The organism is Proteus columbae (assembly GCF_009914335.1).
Taxonomy (GTDB): domain Bacteria; phylum Pseudomonadota; class Gammaproteobacteria; order Enterobacterales; family Enterobacteriaceae; genus Proteus.
Map to the genome: position 1 here is coordinate 2201301 of NZ_CP043925.1, position 19728 is coordinate 2221028.

General features: G+C 36.8%; 16 protein-coding genes and 1 tRNA gene. 10 read left to right on the top strand and 7 right to left on the bottom strand.

Going from position 1 to position 19728, the window contains the following annotated elements:
* The first annotated feature begins 46 nt into the window (after window positions 1–46).
* From F1325_RS10540 to F1325_RS10555, 4 genes are read left to right on the top strand one after another with little or no spacing between them, the layout of a single operon-like run.
* On the top strand, window positions 47–1090 hold the full coding sequence (locus F1325_RS10540) for an ABC transporter permease (RefSeq protein WP_160230416.1): 1044 nt from the start codon (window positions 47–49) through the stop codon (window positions 1088–1090).
* On the top strand, window positions 1090–1920 hold the full coding sequence (locus tag F1325_RS10545) for an ABC transporter permease (RefSeq protein ID WP_160230417.1): 831 nt from the start codon (window positions 1090–1092) through the stop codon (window positions 1918–1920). Before F1325_RS10540 ends, F1325_RS10545 begins: the two co-directional genes overlap by 1 nt.
* Window positions 1913–2749, top strand: coding sequence for an ABC transporter ATP-binding protein (locus F1325_RS10550; RefSeq protein ID WP_109372122.1), 837 nt, complete (start codon window positions 1913–1915; stop codon window positions 2747–2749). Before F1325_RS10545 ends, F1325_RS10550 begins: the two co-directional genes overlap by 8 nt.
* Window positions 2739–3452 (top strand): ABC transporter ATP-binding protein, encoded by a 714-nt coding sequence (locus tag F1325_RS10555; protein WP_109372120.1) that lies wholly within the window; start codon window positions 2739–2741, stop codon window positions 3450–3452. The genes F1325_RS10550 and F1325_RS10555 overlap by 11 nt, the downstream gene beginning before the upstream one ends.
* Window positions 3453–3536: 84 nt before the next feature.
* Here the strand turns inward: F1325_RS10555 and F1325_RS10560 are convergent, their stop codons facing one another.
* Window positions 3537–4181: a YchE family NAAT transporter gene (locus F1325_RS10560; protein WP_109372118.1), complete on the bottom strand. Its 645-nt coding sequence runs from the start codon at window positions 4179–4181 to the stop codon at window positions 3537–3539.
* A gap of 513 nt (window positions 4182–4694) precedes the next feature.
* On the opposite strand from F1325_RS10560, the gene adhE reads away from it, so the two are divergent.
* Complete coding sequence (gene adhE, locus F1325_RS10565; protein ID WP_109372116.1) at window positions 4695–7361, top strand: bifunctional acetaldehyde-CoA/alcohol dehydrogenase; 2667 nt, start codon at window positions 4695–4697, stop codon at window positions 7359–7361.
* A gap of 1208 nt (window positions 7362–8569) precedes the next feature.
* Here adhE and F1325_RS10570 read toward each other — a convergent pair.
* Window positions 8570–9166 carry a thymidine kinase gene (locus tag F1325_RS10570; protein WP_109372114.1) on the bottom strand — a complete coding sequence of 199 codons (597 nt, stop codon included), beginning with the start codon at window positions 9164–9166 and terminating at the stop codon, window positions 8570–8572.
* A gap of 509 nt (window positions 9167–9675) precedes the next feature.
* On the opposite strand from F1325_RS10570, the gene hns reads away from it, so the two are divergent.
* A complete protein-coding gene (gene hns / locus F1325_RS10575) occupies window positions 9676–10080 on the top strand; it encodes a histone-like nucleoid-structuring protein H-NS (protein ID WP_088495367.1) in 405 nt (134 codons plus the stop codon).
* Between the two features lie 231 nt (window positions 10081–10311).
* Here hns and F1325_RS10580 read toward each other — a convergent pair whose 3' ends face one another.
* The 3 genes from F1325_RS10580 to rssB form a co-directional block, all read right to left on the bottom strand.
* Entirely contained in the window at window positions 10312–11319 is a 1008-nt protein-coding gene (locus F1325_RS10580; RefSeq protein ID WP_109372112.1) for an NAD-dependent epimerase, read from the bottom strand.
* Between the two features lie 269 nt (window positions 11320–11588).
* On the bottom strand, window positions 11589–12494 hold the full coding sequence (gene galU, locus F1325_RS10585) for a UTP--glucose-1-phosphate uridylyltransferase GalU (protein ID WP_109372110.1): 906 nt from the start codon (window positions 12492–12494) through the stop codon (window positions 11589–11591).
* 179 nt (window positions 12495–12673) lie between these two features.
* Window positions 12674–13693, bottom strand: coding sequence for a two-component system response regulator RssB (rssB, locus tag F1325_RS10590; protein WP_160230418.1), 1020 nt, complete (start codon window positions 13691–13693; stop codon window positions 12674–12676).
* Window positions 13694–13842: 149 nt separating this feature from the next.
* Between rssB and F1325_RS10595 the strand changes: the two genes are divergently transcribed.
* From F1325_RS10595 to F1325_RS10605, 3 genes are all read left to right on the top strand, one after another.
* Complete coding sequence (locus F1325_RS10595) at window positions 13843–14316, top strand: YchJ family protein (protein ID WP_109372106.1); 474 nt, start codon at window positions 13843–13845, stop codon at window positions 14314–14316.
* Window positions 14317–14354: 38 nt separating this feature from the next.
* Complete coding sequence (purU, locus tag F1325_RS10600; protein ID WP_069368973.1) at window positions 14355–15203, top strand: formyltetrahydrofolate deformylase; 849 nt, start codon at window positions 14355–14357, stop codon at window positions 15201–15203.
* Between the two features lie 255 nt (window positions 15204–15458).
* Window positions 15459–15543, top strand: a tRNA-Tyr gene (locus F1325_RS10605).
* Window positions 15544–15575: 32 nt separating this feature from the next.
* On the opposite strand, the gene F1325_RS10610 is transcribed toward F1325_RS10605, so the two are convergent.
* Window positions 15576–16439 carry a helix-turn-helix domain-containing protein gene (locus tag F1325_RS10610; RefSeq protein ID WP_109372104.1) on the bottom strand — a complete coding sequence of 288 codons (864 nt, stop codon included), beginning with the start codon at window positions 16437–16439 and terminating at the stop codon, window positions 15576–15578.
* 448 nt (window positions 16440–16887) lie between these two features.
* Here F1325_RS10610 and xthA point away from each other — a divergent pair, with 448 nt between their 5' ends.
* Window positions 16888–17694, top strand: a complete 807-nt coding sequence (gene xthA, locus F1325_RS10615; RefSeq protein ID WP_160230419.1) for an exodeoxyribonuclease III — start codon at window positions 16888–16890, stop codon at window positions 17692–17694.
* 68 nt (window positions 17695–17762) lie between these two features.
* Here the strand turns inward: xthA and F1325_RS10620 are convergent, their stop codons facing one another.
* Window positions 17763–19724, bottom strand: coding sequence for a DNA topoisomerase III (locus tag F1325_RS10620; RefSeq protein WP_160230420.1), 1962 nt, complete (start codon window positions 19722–19724; stop codon window positions 17763–17765).
* Window positions 19725–19728 lie beyond the last annotated feature (4 nt).

Below are 19728 nucleotides of genomic sequence, written 5' to 3' on the forward strand. Positions count from 1 at the left end.
TACTGTGGATGGTCTATTTTTTGTCATTTCACTAGGCTATTGCTGTATGAATACTGCTATGACGTTACCTTTTCGTCTAAAAGGTCAGTTAATTACCTTTGCTCAAGGAATATTGACACTGGTGCTGACTCTTTTAGGGCTTCTTGTCATCACTTTTACGCTTTCTGCACTTTCCCCCGTCGATCCTGTTTTACAAATTGTTGGTGATCACGCAAGCCTCGAAACCTACAACCAAGTAAAACATGAGTTAGGGCTGGATTTACCTATCTACATGCAGTTTTTTCACTATGTGGAAGCACTGCTGCAAGGACATTTAGGTACCGCGACATCAACAGGCCAGCCTGTTCTTGATGATTTGTTAGCGACGTTCCCCGCGACATTGGAATTAGCAACTGTTGCATTACTGATTGGCGCCAGTCTCGGTATTTTATTCGGCGTTTTATGTGCGCGATTTGTGGGAACTCCCCTCGATTTTATTTTACGAATTCTGACGTTATTAGGTAGTTCAGTCCCTATTTTCTGGCTAGGTTTGATTTTGTTATTGATCTTCTATGCCACATTACAATGGACTGCTGGCCCCGGGCGACTAGACGATATCTATCAATTCACCATTGAAGCCATAACGGGTTTTGCATTAATTGATACATTATTAGCTGGCGATAAAGATGCTTTTTTTAATGCGTTATCACACCTGATTTTACCCGTTTCTCTATTAGCGTATTTTGCCCTTGCTTCTATCACTCGCTTAACTCGCTCAGCCTGCTTAAACGAGATGAATAAAGAGTATGTCACGTTAGCAAGAGCAAAAGGCATTGGCGAGTTGCGTATTCTTTTTTATCACGTACTGCCTAATATTCGTGGTGTTTTAATGACTATTATCGCCCTGTCTTACACTGGCATGTTAGAAGGTGCCGTATTGACAGAAACGGTCTTTTCTTGGCCAGGAATTGGGCGATATCTCACAACAGCGCTTTTCGCGGGTGATACCACAGCCATTATGGGCGGTACTTTAATTATCGGTTTATGCTTTGTCTTTATTAATAATGTGACCGATATCGTTATTCGTTTGACTGATCCGAGGCTCCGCTAATGTCATCCTCATTTTTAAGAAAAATAGCGCGTTCGCCTTCCGCATTTATCGGTTTATCGTTGCTTATTTTACTGTTAATTATTGCTATTTTTGCACCTTGGTTAGCCCCTTATGATCCAAATTGGCAACATGCAGCCCAACGTTTATTAGCGCCCAATGCTGAACATTGGCTAGGCACAGATAATTATGGGCGCGATATTCTTTCTCGCCTTATCTATGGTACTCGCCCCATGCTAGGTTTAGTGGGGCTGGTGGCACTAATTACGTTACCTTTAGGATTATTGATTGGGATTTTATCTGGATATTACGGTGGTTGGACTGAACGTATTTTAATGCGCTTCACCGATATTGTGATGTCAATGCCTTCTCTTATTCTCGCTTTCGCTTTTGTCGCAATATTAGGCCCTGGCCTACTCAATGGTGCATTAGCACTGGCTTTAACTGCATGGCCAGCTTATGCGCGACAATCGCGCAGTGAAATTCAACATTTACGCAATAGTGATTATCTTGCTGCGGCTGAAATGATGGGAATTAAGGGTATCCGACTGTTATGGGGACATATTTTACCCCTGTGTTTACCTTCAGCCATTGTTCGTTTAGCGCTGAATTTAGCGGTGATTATCCTCGCGGCAGCAGGATTGGGTTTTCTGGGATTAGGCGCTCGCCCACCGATGGCGGAATGGGGGGCAATGATCGCAGAAGGCATGCCTGTTATTTTTGATCAATGGTGGGTTGCCGCTATTCCGGGTACAGCAATTTTAATCAGTAGTCTGGCATTTAATTTATTGGGTGATGGATTACGCGATGTATTGGGAGATACCCATGAATAAAACACCATTAATTGAAGTAAATAACCTCTGTATTGATTTCCCAAAGGCAAGAGTGGTCAATAATGTCTCTTTCACTTTAGGGCAAGAGCGTTTGGCAGTTGTTGGCGAATCAGGCTCAGGCAAGTCAATGACCGCTCGTGCATTAATGGGATTAGTTCGTCAGCCGGGAAAAGTCAGCGCAGATAAACTAAGCTTGCAAGGAAATAATCTATTGGATTTCTCGTCTCGCCAATGGAATAACATTCGAGGTAATACAATTTCAATGGTACTACAAGATCCTCGTTACGCCTTAAATCCTGTAAAAACCATTTATCAACAAGTAGAAGAAACCGTAAAACAGCATCAAAAACTTTCGCGCCAAGATAGACGCCAACTTATCATCGATACACTGCTGTCTGTTGGTTTACCTGAACAGAATATTTATCGCTATCCCGGTGAATTATCAGGTGGTATGGGGCAACGAGCAATGATAGCTATTGCGCTAATTAATAACCCTACTATTTTAATTGCCGATGAACCGACATCGGCACTTGATGCTCAGCTTCGTCATCAAATCCTTGAACTAATCACCACACAGTGTGAACAACGTAATATGGGCTTATTGCTAATTAGCCATGATTTGCCCCTTGTTGCCGAATATTGCGAACGTGTCATGGTGATGTACCAAGGCGAACAAGTCGATGAACTTAATGCCAAAGACTTACCTACCGCCACGCATCCTTATACACGTACACTTTGGACATGTAGACCCAATGCAAGCACTTATGGCACTCAATTGCCTGTATTAGATAGAACGATTAATTTCAAGGGAATACATCATGCTAATTGATATTCATGATTTACATGTTCAATTTGAGCAAGGTAAACAAGCAAAGCACGTTGTAAAGGGAATTAATTTACATGTTCAACAAGGTGAAACCTTTAGCTTAATAGGTCGTTCTGGTTGTGGAAAGTCGACTGTTTTACGTGTGATTGCTGGATTATTGCCCCATTGGCAAGGTAATATATCGCTTTTAGAGCAAACTATTAAACCTCAACAACGTTTTCAAGGGACATTACGCCGTAATATACAAATGGTGTTTCAAGATCCCTACGCCTCTTTACACCCTCAACACCGTATTGAACGGGCGTTTTCTGAGCCTTTAAAAATCCATCACATTCCTTTTGACAAAAATACGATTGAGCAAGCATTAGCCCAAGTTGGTTTGCCTGCGGATGTAACAAGTCGTTATCCTCATCAACTTTCTGGTGGACAGCGCCAACGTGTCGCCATTGCGAGAGCCCTTTTATTACAACCTCAATTATTACTTTTAGACGAGCCAACTTCAGCACTAGATATGTCAGTACAAGCCGAGATCTTAAATCTGCTTAACACACTGAAAAAAGAGCATAATATGACATATTTATTAGTAAGCCATGATGCCGATGTGATTGCTCATATGTCTGATAGAGCCGCACTCATGGAAAATGGTGAGTTAACACAACATTATGATCGAGAAGCGTTATCAAAAGGGATACATCGTCTTGATTGAAATAAAAGAAAAACAGATGTGAAGAAAGGAGCAGAGCAGTATTTGAGTGATTCATACTGCTCTTTTAATAGCGCTGCGCTGTGTTTACACTAATAAGCCCGGGAAAATAGAACGTAATCCGGTCACAATAAATTCAATACCTAACGACATTAATAATAAGCCCATTATACGAGTAACCACGTTAATGCCTGTTTGCCCTAAATATTTCACTAATAATGTTGCACTACGGAAAAGTAACCAACAACAGAATGCAAAAAAGATACTGGTTGCGGCTAATCCTAAAAAGTTAGTAAAGCCTTCCCAGCGAGAGCTCCACACAATACAAGAACTGATTGCTCCAGGCCCTGCCATTAATGGTAATGCTAAAGGCACAACAGCAACACTATTACGTACTGCGGATTCGTTTCGTTCTTGATTGTTTTGTTTATCTTCCCCTAAACGCCCATTTATCATTGTCATTGCAATAGTAACAATCAGTATTCCCCCTGCTATACGAAACGAGTCGATAGAAATACCGAAAATACTCAGTATAGAATCACCGATTAACAGAGAAGAAACTAAAATAATTGCAACGGAGCCATTCGCAATTAAGTTTGTTTTGTTACGCCCTGCATCAGTTTGATAACTCGTCATACTGATAAAGACAGGCAAAATACCAATTGGGTTTACAATCGCAAAAAGACCGACAAAAAATTTAATATAACCGGATAAATCCAGCAGTGACCCCATGAAAAGCCCCTTCTTGGCTAATAAACATGCGAATTATTCTATAAAAGATAGAGTAACTCCAAAAAATGCGCGTTACTTTAAATCAATAAACCAGTTAATTCTATTAGTTAACAAGTTTTTACCTAAAATATTCTCTTGTAAACTGATCAAAACCTAGTGGTTTAATTTTATATCGAAATAGAGTATACGACAAAAAAATCGTTGAATATTTATTTCATATAAGAATCATTCTCATAAATAGCCTTGCTGAAAGGTGTCAGCTTGCTAGTTTTGTGATATACATCACGTTAATTAATTAGAAAGATGGTAAGCTGTTACCATTCGAAGAAAGAGGGTTACTTCGAAAATATATTTACCTTTATTATTGTTTTTTTAAGTTTTTTAAGCAAATTATGCCCTCTTATAATTATTACTGAAATAAGCACATTATCATCTATCTAAGCTATTCTTATTAGTTATGGCGATAACGGCTAATTTGCTTAAAAAATTTAACATTTTATCAGGAGTCTCTTTATGTCTGTAACTAACGTTACTGAACTCAATGATTTGGTTGCTCGTGTAAAAAAAGCTCAACGTGAATTTGCTAACTTCTCTCAAGAACAAGTTGATGCTATTTTCCGTGCTGCTGCATTAGCTGCCGCTGATGCCCGTATTCCTCTTGCAAAATTGGCTGTTAAAGAGTCTGGTATGGGTATCGTTGAAGATAAAGTGATTAAAAACCACTTTGCTTCTGAGTACATCTACAATGCGTATAAAGACGAAAAAACCTGCGGTATCTTATCTGAAGATCTGACTTACGGCACAATAACCATTGCTGAACCTATTGGGATCATCTGTGGTATCGTACCAACAACTAACCCAACTTCTACTGCGATTTTTAAAGCATTAATTAGCTTAAAAACACGTAATGGTATTATCTTCTCTCCACACCCTCGTGCAAAAGAAGCGACAAACCGTGCAGCTGAAATCGTCTTAAATGCAGCTATCGCTGCTGGTGCACCAAAAGATATTATTGGTTGGATTGATGAGCCTTCTGTTGCCCTATCTAACGCGTTAATGCACCATGATGATATTAACCTGATCTTAGCGACAGGTGGTCCAGGCATGGTTAAAGCAGCGTATAGTTCTGGTAAACCAGCTATCGGCGTTGGTGCAGGTAATACACCAGTGGTTATTGATGATTCTGCTGATATCAAACGTGCAGTGGCTTCAATCTTAATGTCTAAAACTTTCGATAACGGCGTAATTTGTGCATCAGAGCAATCTGTTATCGTTGTTGACAGCATTTACAAACAAGTTCGTGAGCGTTTCTCAACTCACGGCGGTTACATGCTGACAGGTAAAGAATTAAAAGCTGTTCAAGACATCATCTTAAAAGATGGTAACTTAAACGCAGCTATTGTGGGTCAACCTGCAACAAAAATTGCTGAAATGGCTGGCATTGAAGTACCTGTAAATACCAAAATTTTAATTGGTGAAGTCAAAGAAACAACAGAAGCAGAACCCTTTGCTCACGAGAAATTATCTCCACTATTAGCCATGTATCATGCTCAATCGTTTGAAGATGCGGTGCTAAAAGCTGAAAAATTAGTTGAGATGGGTGGTATCGGTCACACTTCTTGCTTATATACAGACCAAGATAACTGTCCTGAACATGTTGCCTACTTCGGCGACAAAATGAAAACATCTCGTATTTTAATCAATACTCCAGCATCTCAAGGTGGTATTGGTGACTTATACAACTTTAAGCTTGCTCCTTCTCTAACATTAGGTTGCGGTTCATGGGGTGGTAACTCCATTTCTGAAAACGTAGGGCCAAAACACCTTATCAACACTAAAACCGTGGCGAAAAGAGCAGAAAATATGTTGTGGCATAAACTTCCAAAATCTATTTACTTCCGCCGTGGTTGTTTACCTATCGCTCTAGAAGAGATTGCGACTGACGGTAAAAAACGTGCCTTTATCGTGACCGACAGTTTCTTATTCAACAATGGTTATGTTGATGAAGTCACTCGCGTACTGAAAAAATTTGGCGTTGAAACAGAAGTATTCTTTGAAGTTGAAGCCGATCCTACATTAAGTATTGTGCGTAAAGGCGCAGAACAAATGAACAGCTTTAAACCTGATGTGATCATCGCATTAGGTGGTGGTTCACCAATGGATGCGGCGAAAATCATGTGGGTTATGTATGAACACCCTGAAACTCATTTCGAAGAATTAGCATTACGCTTTATGGATATCCGTAAACGTATTTACAAATTCCCGAAAATGGGTGTGAAAGCACAAATGGTTGCTATCACAACAACATCAGGTACTGGCTCTGAAGTAACGCCATTTGCGGTAGTAACTGATGACGAAACAGGCCAAAAATATCCATTAGCAGACTATGCATTAACCCCAGATATGGCTATCGTTGATGCAAACCTTGTTATGAATATGCCTAAATCTCTGTGTGCATTTGGTGGTTTAGACGCTGTAACTCACGCATTAGAAGCCTATGTTTCTGTATTAGCGAACGAATATTCTGATGGGCAAGCACTGCAAGCATTAAAATTACTGAAAGAATATCTGCCTGCAAGTTATCATGAAGGCGCAAAAAACCCTGTTGCTCGTGAGCGTGTTCATAATGCGGCAACTATTGCAGGTATTGCTTTTGCTAACGCATTCTTGGGTGTTTGTCACTCAATGGCGCATAAATTAGGCTCTGAGTTCCATATTCCTCACGGTTTAGCTAATGCGTTATTAATTTCAAACGTTATTCGTTATAACGCTAATGACAACCCAACAAAACAAACTGCATTTAGCCAATACGACCGTCCTCAAGCACGTCGTCGTTATGCAGAAATTGCTGATCACTTAGAACTTTCAGCACCGGGTGACCGTACTGCTGCTAAAATTGAAAAATTGTTAGCTTGGTTAGAAGAAATGAAATCTTCATTAGGCATTCCATCTTCTATTCGTGAAGCTGGCGTCCAAGAGAGTGATTTCTTAGCAAGAGTTGATAAATTATCTGAAGATGCGTTTGATGATCAATGTACTGGTGCTAACCCACGTTACCCACTGATCTCTGAACTGAAACAACTGTTATTAGATTCTTATTACGGTCGTGAATTTAATGAGCATCCAGTTGTTGAAGTAAAAGAAGAAGCAAAACCAGCTAAAAAAAGCAGTAAAAAATAATCGAAACACACTGTGTTAATGTGATCCTCGATATTTCGGTTATTTGTTCTTAAATAGAAACCCAGTCCTATGGCTGGGTTTTTTTATGGCTGATCATTTGTTTATATGCATTTTGCTACTGATTTCTGAGATTGAGGAATAAGGCGGGAGAAGTCACTATTCAGTCATAAATTATAGGTATTTACACCTAGTTAAAAAGTTTGGTTTTTACTATAAAAATAGTGTCTTCCTTTACACGTTCATAATTAGCTCTAAAAAAGACGCTGAACAACTTATCATTCAAGTCATACCATCGCATTACCATATTATAAAAAATGCCTTATAGATGATTACAAGACGCATCAAACTCTTTTCCTCTTTCATTAGTTGGTATAATTATTTCATTCTTACCTTATTTTCTTCATAAAATGACTATAACGATATGTGAAACTATTGTGTTCGCTTTACGATTTACAATCGTGCTTTTCTTCTTATCCGATAAAAATAAATAGACTTCATCATTTTGATTATTAATTAGTGATCAAAATATAGAAATATAGATATTTTATATCCATAGCCACATTGGATTTATAAAAAACATAATTTCAATAAAATATTATCGAAATGAGGCTTGCTAGCTTGCGAACGTAATAAAGGTCGCTATTTGTGCTTTCCATATAGAAATTACTCCTTTAGGAGTATAAAAGGAGCCTGTTTATCCGTATTGACAGGCATAAAGTGAAGTGCTTTATTTATTCAATAACAAATTAAGCATCCTATAATCAGCATCTATAAGACCCGATATAAATGTTTCATTATACAAGCCATAGATAAAAGAAATATTTTTTCAGTATTTCATGACTATCTTTATTCAATTTTATTAAACTATGAATAATATAAATGCATCAAATGTCTATCTCTCTTATCATTTGTAAAAAACAATATCGACATCACAAAACAAACACCTTACGTATATTTGATTATGTCTTTTTTGATTAATGATAATGAAATTGATGAAATAAATAAATTTTCCCATCAAAAAATAACATCTCGTCACAGACGAAAATCAAACTCTCCGCAATTTGATATAAAAAAAGCCAATAAATTGGCTAAAAATTAAAAATATATAAGTATTTTTTAGTATTACGTAATATAACACTTTATTTTAATTCTTATTTCATCTCCCTCTTTCACTCTGACAAATTAGTAAAAGAGGGAAATTGAAAAGGTTACTCTTGTTCAATACACCCTTTTAGCGTTGCCTGCGTATAATGCTTACGGCAGACTGAAACATATTTTTCATTTCCACCTATTTCAACTTGAGCACCATCACTCAGTACATTTCCTTTATCATCTAAACGTAATACTTTATTTGCCTTTCTGCCGCAGTAACATACTGTTTTAAGTTCTACCAGTTTATCAGCCCATGCTAATAAATAAGCACTACCTGTAAATAACTCACCTCTAAAATCCGTTCTTAATCCATAAGTGAGAACGGGAATATCATAGATATCCGTTATTTCGCAAAGTTGTTCGACATGTGCCTTACTTAAAAATTGGCATTCATCAATCAATACACAGTGAATCGGTTGTTTGTTATGCTCAGCAACAATAACGTCGCGAATATTCATATCATCACTAAAGAGTAATGCATCCGCACTTAATCCTATTCTTGAGCTAATCTTCCCCTTTGCAAAGCGTGTATCAATAGCCGCAGTGAAAATCAATGTACGCATTCCTCGTTCATTATAGTTATAAGAGGATTGCAATAAAGATGTTGATTTTCCAGCATTCATGGCTGAATAATAAAAATAAAGTTGAGCCATCAGCTCACTCCTTAAATAGTGTTTATTTTCACGAGCGACAGTCTAACATAAACATTCTACAAGTTATCCATAACAAGTATTTATTACCTTTATTTCTATTCTAGATATACTACCGAAAGATGAACTTCGTTGTTAATGCTAATTTTTGCTTAAAAAATAAATAGCTTTAATAAGTACTTAACATATTAAAACACACCTTGATATACCTTTATTAAAGTATGAAAGTTAGTCCGATTCCATTTTTAGAAAAAAGTCCGTTATTATAAAAAAATGAACAAAGCTTTCTATTCTTTAGCATTAGCGCTATCATCAGTTAAAAGATGCATTTCCTTACTAATATTTCCTTTATTGACTAAAGATGCCTCAACTTTTATTATTTTTTTCGTTGAGATATTAGTTTAAAAAAAAGAAATTTTACGTAAGGTTTGTATTTAGGTATTGCAGAAATTTAAATAGCAATCTATTATTAGTATTACATCAGCCAACAACATTTATTTGAGACCAGGAAAATGAGCGAATCTTTAAAAATATTAAATAACATCCGTACTCTCCGTGCACAAGCAAGAGAAACTTCTTTAGAAACTTTAGAAGAAATGCTGGAGAAACTCGAAGTTGTCGTTAATGAGCGTCGTGAAGAATTCTCATTAGAAAAAGCAGCTGAAGAAGAACGTGTTCAAAAATTACAAAAATACCGTGAAATGTTAGAAGAAGCCGGTATTGATCCAACAGACTTACTTGAAGCAAGTGCTGTTAATAAAACAGGCCGTGCTAAACGTGCAGCTCGCCCTGCTAAATACTCTTACGTTGATGAAAATGGTGAAACTAAAACTTGGACAGGCCAAGGTCGTACACCAGCAGTAATCAAACGTGCTATTGATGAAGAAGGCAAATCATTAGACGATTTCCTGCTGTAATTTAAGTCAATACTCTATTTGAAATACCCTTTTAAATAATTAAAAGGGTATTTCCTTGTTTACCCCATTTAATTAAACAAGCGTTTAATTTTAATATGTGCTGATGTTGTTTGTATTAAATGTAGGTAAGCGAAAATAAAAAATGTAATAACTGCGTTATTTATTTTTATTTATAATGAAAAAGGAGCTTTTATAGCTCCTTTTTTCTTTGATCCAATTAAACTAATATTATTAATTTTTATAATAACTTAAATACCAATCAACAAACTGTTTTACGCCATATTCTACTTCGGTATTCGGCGAGAAACCTATTGTCTCAAACAAGTCTTGGCAATCAGCACAAGTAGAAAGCACATCACCATCTTGCATTGGCATTAAATTCAATTTAGCTTTAATATTTAATGACTTTTCTATCGCTTCAATGAATGCCATCAATTTGGTTGGTTGCCCATTACCCACATTATAGATTTTATAAGGTGCAGAACTTGAAGACGTTTCACCTTTCTCTACTGTCCAGTTTTCATCTGCCTCTGGTACAACATTAACTAATCGAACAACAGATCCCACGATATCATCGACATAAGTGAAATCACGCGTCATATTTCCACTGTTATAAACATCAATAGGTTCACCAGCTAGCATTGCCTTGGTGAATTTAAATAATGCCATATCAGGACGTCCCCAAGGACCATATACCGTAAAGAAACGCAATCCTGTTGTTGGTAATTGATATAAATGTGAATAGCTATGAGACATTAACTCATTGGCTTTCTTTGTCGCCGCATATAATGAAACAGGGTGATCAACACTATCTTCTGTTGAGAAAGGCTGTTTCTGATTTAAACCATAAACAGAGCTTGAAGAGGAATAGATAAGATGTCCGACTTTATTATGGCGGCATCCTTCTAATATATTAATATGCCCAACAATATTCGCATCAATATATGCCATTGGGTTTTCAATTGAATAGCGAACACCTGGTTGAGCAGCTAAATGAATAACTCGGTCAAATTGGTGTGATGCAAATAATTGAGCCACTTTTGCTGAGTCAACTATATCAAGTTTCTCAAAATGGAATTTTTCTAGCTGTTGTAATTTAGCTAATCGAGCTTCTTTTAAACGCACATCATAATAATCATTCAGGTTATCTATTCCGACAACATGATAACCCATCTCGATTAAACGCTGGCTCATATGATAGCCAATAAAACCCGCAGCACCTGTTACCAATATTTTCATATTATTACTCAATAACCCAATAATTTATTTTTCATGTCAACGCTATCATGCTTAATATCACCTAGATTAAACATCATAACGCTTAACATCGTCATACATTACAGAAATCAACATGGCTCAATACTAAATGCATTGAGCCATACCTTAATCTCTTACAATCACTTTATCTAGCATTTCCCATAAAGTATCAGCTTATTATGCATCATTCATTTATAGGAATTATACAATGAGATTAACCATATAAATGATTATTAATGGGCTTTATTTCACTATATCTTTAATGATTTTAGCCATTGTGCAAAGTCTTCACCGAACTCTTCGTGCTGTATTCCGTACTCTACGAAGGCTTTCATATATCCTAATTTATTACCACAATCGTGGCTTTTCCCTTGTAGGTGATAAGCTTCAACAGCTTCTTTTTCAATCAGCATTGCAATCGCATCCGTTAACTGAATTTCATCTCCAGCACCAGGTGCTGTTTTCGCTAATAGTGGCCAAATACTTTCAGATAACACATAACGCCCTACGATAGATAAATTCGAAGGTGCTTCTTCTTTCTTAGGTTTTTCAACAACACGAGTAATTGGTTTGCTATCACCTGGACATAAGTTTTCACCCATGCAATCAACAATACCATAATTAGAGACTTCATCTTCAGGAACAGGCTCAACAAGGATTTGACTTGCGCCAGAACGCTCAAAGTGAGAAAGCATCTCTTTTAAGTTAACTTTCGTTAAATCAGCACTGTATCTATCTAAAATAACATCAGGCAGGATAACAGCGAAAGGTTCATCACCAATTAATGGCTTAGCACATAAAATGGCATGACCTAATCCCTTCGCTATTCCCTGACGAGTTTGCATAATAGTGACATGGCTTGGGCAAATGCCTTGTACTTCTTCTAATAACTGGCGTTTTACTCGTTTTTCTAAAATTGCTTCTAATTCGAAACTTGTATCAAAATGGTTTTCAATTGAATTTTTAGATGAATGTGTAACAAGTACAATTTCATTAATACCTGCGGCAATACATTCATTCACCACATATTGAATAAGAGGCTTATCAACCACTGGCAACATCTCTTTTGGAATTGCCTTGGTTGCAGGTAGCATTCGTGTTCCTAATCCAGCAACAGGGATCACCGCTTTTCTAACTTTACGCACTGCTGATGACATTATACTTCTCCTGCAATTCGTACCGTTCTACTTTCAGATGTGAATGGGTACAATTAAAAATAATCGCCAGAGTATACCAGCTAATATCTAAGGATAAACAGAGTCCTACCCGTTAATTGAGATAGTTCTTCATTTATGTTTAATATATGCACGATATTCTGTTTTTATTTAATCTAAATTTAACTTTTATAGATAGGGGAAAACATTAATTTAATCTGGTTTGTGTTATCCCAAATTTTACATTGCCAATTTGTTCCCTCGCATTTTACTTGATTAATATATAAAAGTTGCAATGTACCTAAGGGAACACCGCTATTTAATTCAAATTTTTTACTTTCTGTTTTTATTTCAGCTTTTAAACCCGCCGAGGCTAATAATATATTTTTTTTCTGCGTATGATAATATCCTAGCGTTATAGGGAATTGCCCTTTCACCCCAATCTCATTAAGCATTTTATTTAGTTTATTCAACATATTATACATACTTGGTAAAGATCGTATTTTTTCTGATGACTTTAATACATCATTAAAAACAACCCGTAAGAGTAAAGCGACCAAAAGCCCATTTTCATCATCTCTCGATATATCGACACAATAGAAGATAATTTGATCTTCGGATAAAGCCGCAATATCAAATAATAAACCCATTTTAGCAATATCATTTAATTGACGATAATTAACACAATATCCCGCAACAATCTGCTTAACCTGTGGTTGCATCTGTTTTATGAACGATTGAATATAATGGGTATCTTTTCGTAAGCTATTCCAAAGTGGTTCTAAATGTATACCTTCTATTAATACTGATTCAAAAAAACCAGGGCATAATACTTCAATGACTTTTTGTTTTAATTTCTCAAGATGTGCTATTGGCTTAAGAAAAATCTCTTGTGCCCCTAAACGCAACATATCATCTACTTCAGCCATATTATCTGTGCATGAAATAGCAATAACAGGAATAGCCAATTTACGTTGTTCAAGATGACATAAAAAAGTGGGGCCATTCATTACTGGCATACGGATATCACATAAAATAAGATCAGGAAGCAATCCCCCTTCTAATAAAGATAATGCTTGGCTACCGTTATCTGTTGTATAAACGCAAGCCTTCTCATGTGAGAAATATTCCGTCAACATGGTGCGAAAAACGACCTCATCATCAATTATTAAGATTTTTTTACCCACTAAGGCTTTGTTCATTGGTGACTCCGATAACTATCGTTTCACATGCTGATTAATTAGCGCTACATTATTAGTTTAGTTCAACATTGACGTTAATTATTCCCAATCATTACTTTTTTCAATCTATGGGAAATCGTCATACTGATAACGTGAGTTAGGACATTATTTTGTCAAGTTTATGCCCCTGCAATAGCCAATTATTCTACTCGAATTGCTGTGAGCCTTACCATTTAGGTCAAAAAAACGCCCCAACAGCAGAAGCATTGATGCGTTCGCGTTATAGTGCGTTCGTTAAACATAATGCTGATTACTTAATAAAGACGTGGCATCCCTCTTGCCGTGTTGTCTCCTTGCATGATGAATTAGTTTCTGGCTTTCCAAATACACAATGGCTTGGACTCAATGTTATCTCATCGCAAGCAAGCACAAATAAAAATGAGGCATATGTTGAATTCTCGGCTTGCTTTATTGAAAGAAATGCCGATGATAAACAGTACTTACATGAACGCTCTCGTTTTCTAAAAATAGATGACTGTTGGTTTTATATTGACGGTGTGAAACCGAAAGTGGGACGAAACGATCCCTGCCCCTGTGGTTCAGGACGTAAATACAAAAAATGTTGTGAAAATAACATCAAATAACTGCAAACACAGAAGTAAAAGAAAGGATTTATCCATACATGCAACACCAAAATACTCAAAAAAAAATACTGCGTACTATTTGCCCTGATGCAAAAGGACTTATCGCTAAAATCACGAATATTTGCTACAAACATCAATTAAATATTGTTCAAAATAGTGAGTTTGTTGATCATCGTACAGGTCGCTTTTTTATGCGTACCGAGCTTGAAGGTATCTTTAATGATGAAACCTTTCTTGCCGATTTAGATGATGCCTTACCACAAGGCTCAAAACGTGAATTAAATACCGCAGGCCGTCGTCGCATTGTCATTATGGTGACAAAAGAAGCACACTGCTTGGGTGACTTATTAATGAAAAGTGCATTTGGTGATTTGGATGTAGAAATTGCCGCCGTCATTGGTAATCACGATACGTTAAAACATTTAGTAGAACAATTTGGTATTCCTTTCCATCTTGTTAGCCATGAAGGCTTAACCCGTGATCAACATGATGAAAAGTTAATTGCACAAATTAATCAATACAAACCTGATTATGTTGTACTCGCAAAATACATGCGTGTATTAACACCTGCATTTGTACAAAACTTCCCAAATCAAATTATCAATATTCACCACTCTTTCTTACCTGCCTTTATTGGTGCACGCCCTTACCATCAGGCTTATGAGCGCGGTGTGAAAATCATTGGTGCAACAGCACACTACGTAAATGATAATTTAGATGAAGGCCCAATCATCACTCAAAATGTGATTAATGTTGACCATACGTTTTCTGCTGAAGATATGATGAGAGCGGGTCGAGATGTTGAAAAGAATGTTCTTAGCCATGCTTTATATTGGGTACTTTCACAACGTGTCTTCGTTTACGGTAACAGAACAATCATTTTATAAGTTTTCTGTCACTAATAACGCAAACAGTGTGACTATCTGAAGGTAAACCGCGATATATTGCATATCGCGGTTTATTTTTTATCTCTTATTAATAGAGATGATATTGCTTAAAATCAATACGATAGCGCATAAAGCTTGAACGATGCGCACAATTTTACAGCAGTCAGTCTATTTTTAGTAAAATAGCGCTTTACAGATCTCAGGTATTTGGTATTATTGCGCCCGCTGTCACGGACAGCAAAACAATTTAATGTTGGTGGGATACCCAAGCGGCCAAAGGGAGCAGACTGTAAATCTGCCGTCACAGACTTCGAAGGTTCGAATCCTTCTCCCACCACCATCTCCTCTTAGCTTTACCCAAAAAAATTCTTTTTATTCCATTTTATCAATTAAATCCAAAAATCGATTCAATACACTTGAATGATACTTAGATTTATAGATATAACAGCTATACTGAATTTCAGGCTGAGTTAATGGTATAAAGCATAAATCTGCTTCATACTCACTTTTCAATGGGTTTTCATCTGTTAATAAAAGAGAATGATGCGTTTGAATAAAACGTAAACAGCAATTAAGATCATCCATTATTCTGACACACACTGCCTTTCCTCTATTCCCAATTTCACTCTCTAGTTTTTTTATCTTAGCTGTTTTGTATAATGCCGGATCACATAACCAAATATTTTCACTTAAAAGCCTATCAATATTATTATTCACATTATTCACGAGTGTTTTTTGACAACAAATACCCAAGTGTTTATTTTCTATTTTATGAAGAAGACTAAATTTTTCACTAATAATTTTATCAGAACTTAATATTAATGTATTACCATCATAGTCGGGTATTTCTTCAAAGTTTTCTCTTGAAAATCGCATTATATTTATATGGGAATAATTTTTATTTGCTGCTTGATAAAACTGAGTTAAATACTGACTTTTTCCCCAATCATAATAAACATGAATGCTATTATTTATAATCCCCGAGATATGTTTTTTAGTTATCTCTTTTTCCTGAAGATAGAGCGATTTCAAATCATTATAAAGCTCAAGCCCCTCTTGGGTTAAACTCATGCCAAACTTCTCTCGCTTAAATAAACGCTTTCCTAACACGGCTTCAAAGTCTTTGATAGATTTAGCGACGGGAGGTGTCGTGCGATTCATCACCCGCGCCGCTTTACTTAACGAGCCATTTTCGACTACGGCCATAAAGGCTTCTAACTTACGAGAAAAAAACATAATTCACCATTCCTTTGCTGTGTAGAATAAAATAATTTCATTGATTCATTTAATGTAAATAAAATAGTGATTAATTAATTTAAAAATTAATTTTATATAAAAGTAGTCTTATATAAATATTCTTTTACCTCCTTTTAATGAATACAATTTATAACTACAATATTATTTTTATTATGTCATCATTCTTCACATATAAAGAATAATAATACTTATATTCTTCTATCAAAGATTAGTTTATGTTTCTAGTTTGTTTAATTAATATTTTTTGTTATGCAATTAATTATTTTTATTAAATTAGCGCGCTTTATTTAATGGCCTTTATTTTTTATCTCATTTTATCTTTCTCTTGATAAGCTGTGCCATCATTTCAGTGATTTGCTTACATTCATTTTATGATCCTGCTAGTATAAGACATCCTATTATTCAATATATAAATGGTTACAGTCACATGAAATTTGTCTCTTTCAATATTAATGGTTTACGCGCTCGTCCTCACCAACTTGAAGCTATCATAGAAAAACATCAGCCAGATGTTATTGGGCTTCAAGAAACGAAAGTTCATGATGATATGTTTCCATTAGATACGGTGGGTGCCTTGGGTTATCATGTTTTCTATCATGGTCAAAAAGGGCATTATGGAGTTGCCTTACTCACAAAAGAAAAACCTGTCGCAGTACGTAAAGGCTTTCCTGGCGATGACGATGATGCTCAACGTCGAATGATCATGGCAGATATCGAAACACCAGCGGGTTTATTAACAGTTATGAACGGTTATTTCCCTCAAGGCGAAAGCCGTGATCATGAAACTAAATTTCCAGCAAAAGAAAAATTCTATGCTGACCTGCAAAATTACCTAGCCACCAGCTTAAAACCAACCTCTCCAGTACTTATTATGGGTGATTTAAATATTAGCCCAACAGATAAAGATATTGGCATTGGCGAAAATAATATGAAACGTTGGTTAAAAACAGGTAAATGTTCTTTCCTACCAGAAGAGCGTGAATGGTTGGCAACCTTAATGGGTTGGGGATTAACAGATACATTCCGCCAACAACATCCTGAAACTGATGATAAATTCTCGTGGTTTGACTATCGTTCTAAAGGGTTTGATGATAACCGAGGCTTACGCATTGACTTACTTCTAGCAAGTCGCTGCTTAGCGGATAATTGTATTTCAACAGGAATTGATTACGAGATCCGTCGAATGGAAAAACCCTCTGATCACGCACCAGTTTGGGCTGAATTTAAAATCTAATCAGATAAAATCTTAATTCAGTAAAAGCACTTCCCTAAATAATAAAGGAAGTGCTTTTTTATTTGTACTTAATTATCAGTAGTTGTTTCTTTACTCTGCGCTTTATTTTTCGCGGGGCTTGCTTTGTTACTTCCTTTAGTTGCTGTCTTGCGCTTTTTATTATGCGCGGGTGCGGGAAGATTTCTGAAAGCTTGAATATTTGGACGACGTTTCGCTTGAGTAATCAACTCTATCAAGGTGTTATTTAATGGCATCATAAAATCTTGATATTTAAATTGCTTCTCACTAATTTGCGTGAGTATCGATTCCCAATGTGCAGTCATATCCGGTAAAGTTGCCATATCTGGCAATACATGAATTAATGCTCTACCCGCTGGGGTTGAATTAATGGCTCGCCCTTTCTTTTGCAAAAAACCACGCTTAAATAACAGCTCAATAATTCCCGCTCTTGTCGCCTCAGTGCCTAATCCATCCGTTGCTCTTAGGATTTTCTTAAGTTCTTTATCTTGAACAAAGCGCGCAATTCCAGTCATAGCTGAAAGTAATGTTGCATCAGTAAAAGGTCTTGGAGGCTGCGTTTGCTTTTCAACAATCTCTCCCTTTTCACACAGCAGTTCATCACCCTTAGCCACTATTGGTAATGCAGAGCCGTCATTTTCAGCATCTTGCTCTTTCGCACCTAATAAAACTCGCCATCCTGCTTGCGCTAAAAAACGCGCTTTAGCGATAAACTTGCCATTCTCAATATCAAGTTCAATAACGCATTTACGATAAACAGCATCAGGCATAAATTGCATTAGATATTGGCGAGCCACGAGATAATAAATATTTTTCTCATTTTCACTTAATGAGATATTGCCCGTTTTTGCTGTTGGGATAATCGCATGGTGAGCATCCACTTTTTTATCATCCCAACAACGATTCTTTTTATCAATATCTAGAGTATCTTGCGGTAATAAGCTTGCGTCATGTGTGCTGATCGCATTAATAACAGCATGGCGGCCAGCAAAATGTTCATCAGGAAGATAACGGCTATCAGAACGCGGATAAGTAATTAATTTATGCGTTTCATACAGACGCTGGCATGTATCTAAGACTTGTTGCGCGCTTAAACCAAAGCGTTTTGCCGCTTCAATTTGTAACGCTGAAAGCGAAAAGGGTAATGGGGCAATTTCAGACTCTTGTTTATCTTGGTAATCCGTAACATTCGCTGGCTTGCCTTGAATTCTATCAACAACATGCTCTGCAAGTTTACGATTTAATAATCGCCCTTCTTCATCTTGCCAAGGTTCACAATGTTCACTTGGTTGCCAAATCGCGGTAAAGCGTTCATCGGCAGGTGTTACAACATGTGCTTTAACTTCAAAAAAATCTTTAGGAACGAAGTTTTCAATTTCTTCATCACGCCGAACCACTAAGCCTAATACTGGCGTTTGTACTCGCCCTACTGACAATACACCTTGATAACCATTACGCTGACCTAATAGCGTATACGCTCGAGTCATGTTAATACCATAAAGCCAATCTGCTCTTGCTCGCGCTAAAGCAGATACGCACAATGGTACAAACTCATGGTTATAACGTAGCTTATCAATAGCTCGCGTCACTGCCGCTGGGTTTAAGTCATTAATTAAGCAACGACGCGCCTGTTTTCGTTGCTCTTCACTGATGTTTAAATAGTTAAGTACTTCATCTACTAAGAGCTGACCTTCACGATCGGGGTCACCCGCGTGGATCACTTCTTTTGCCTGCTTAAGTAGTGTTTTGATGGTTTCTAACTGTTTTTTAACATCAGCTCGGGGCTTAAGTTGCCATTTTTCAGGAATAATGGGCAAATCATCTAACGACCAGCGGGCGTACCGCGGGTCGTATGCATCCGGCTCAGCTTGTTCAAGTAAGTGACCAACACACCACGTCACATACTGGTTATCACCACAAAGAATAAAGCCATCGCCCCGTTTATGGGGCTTTGGCAATACATCAGCAATAGCGCGAGCAAGGCTGGGTTTTTCTGCAATAAATAATCTCATTACG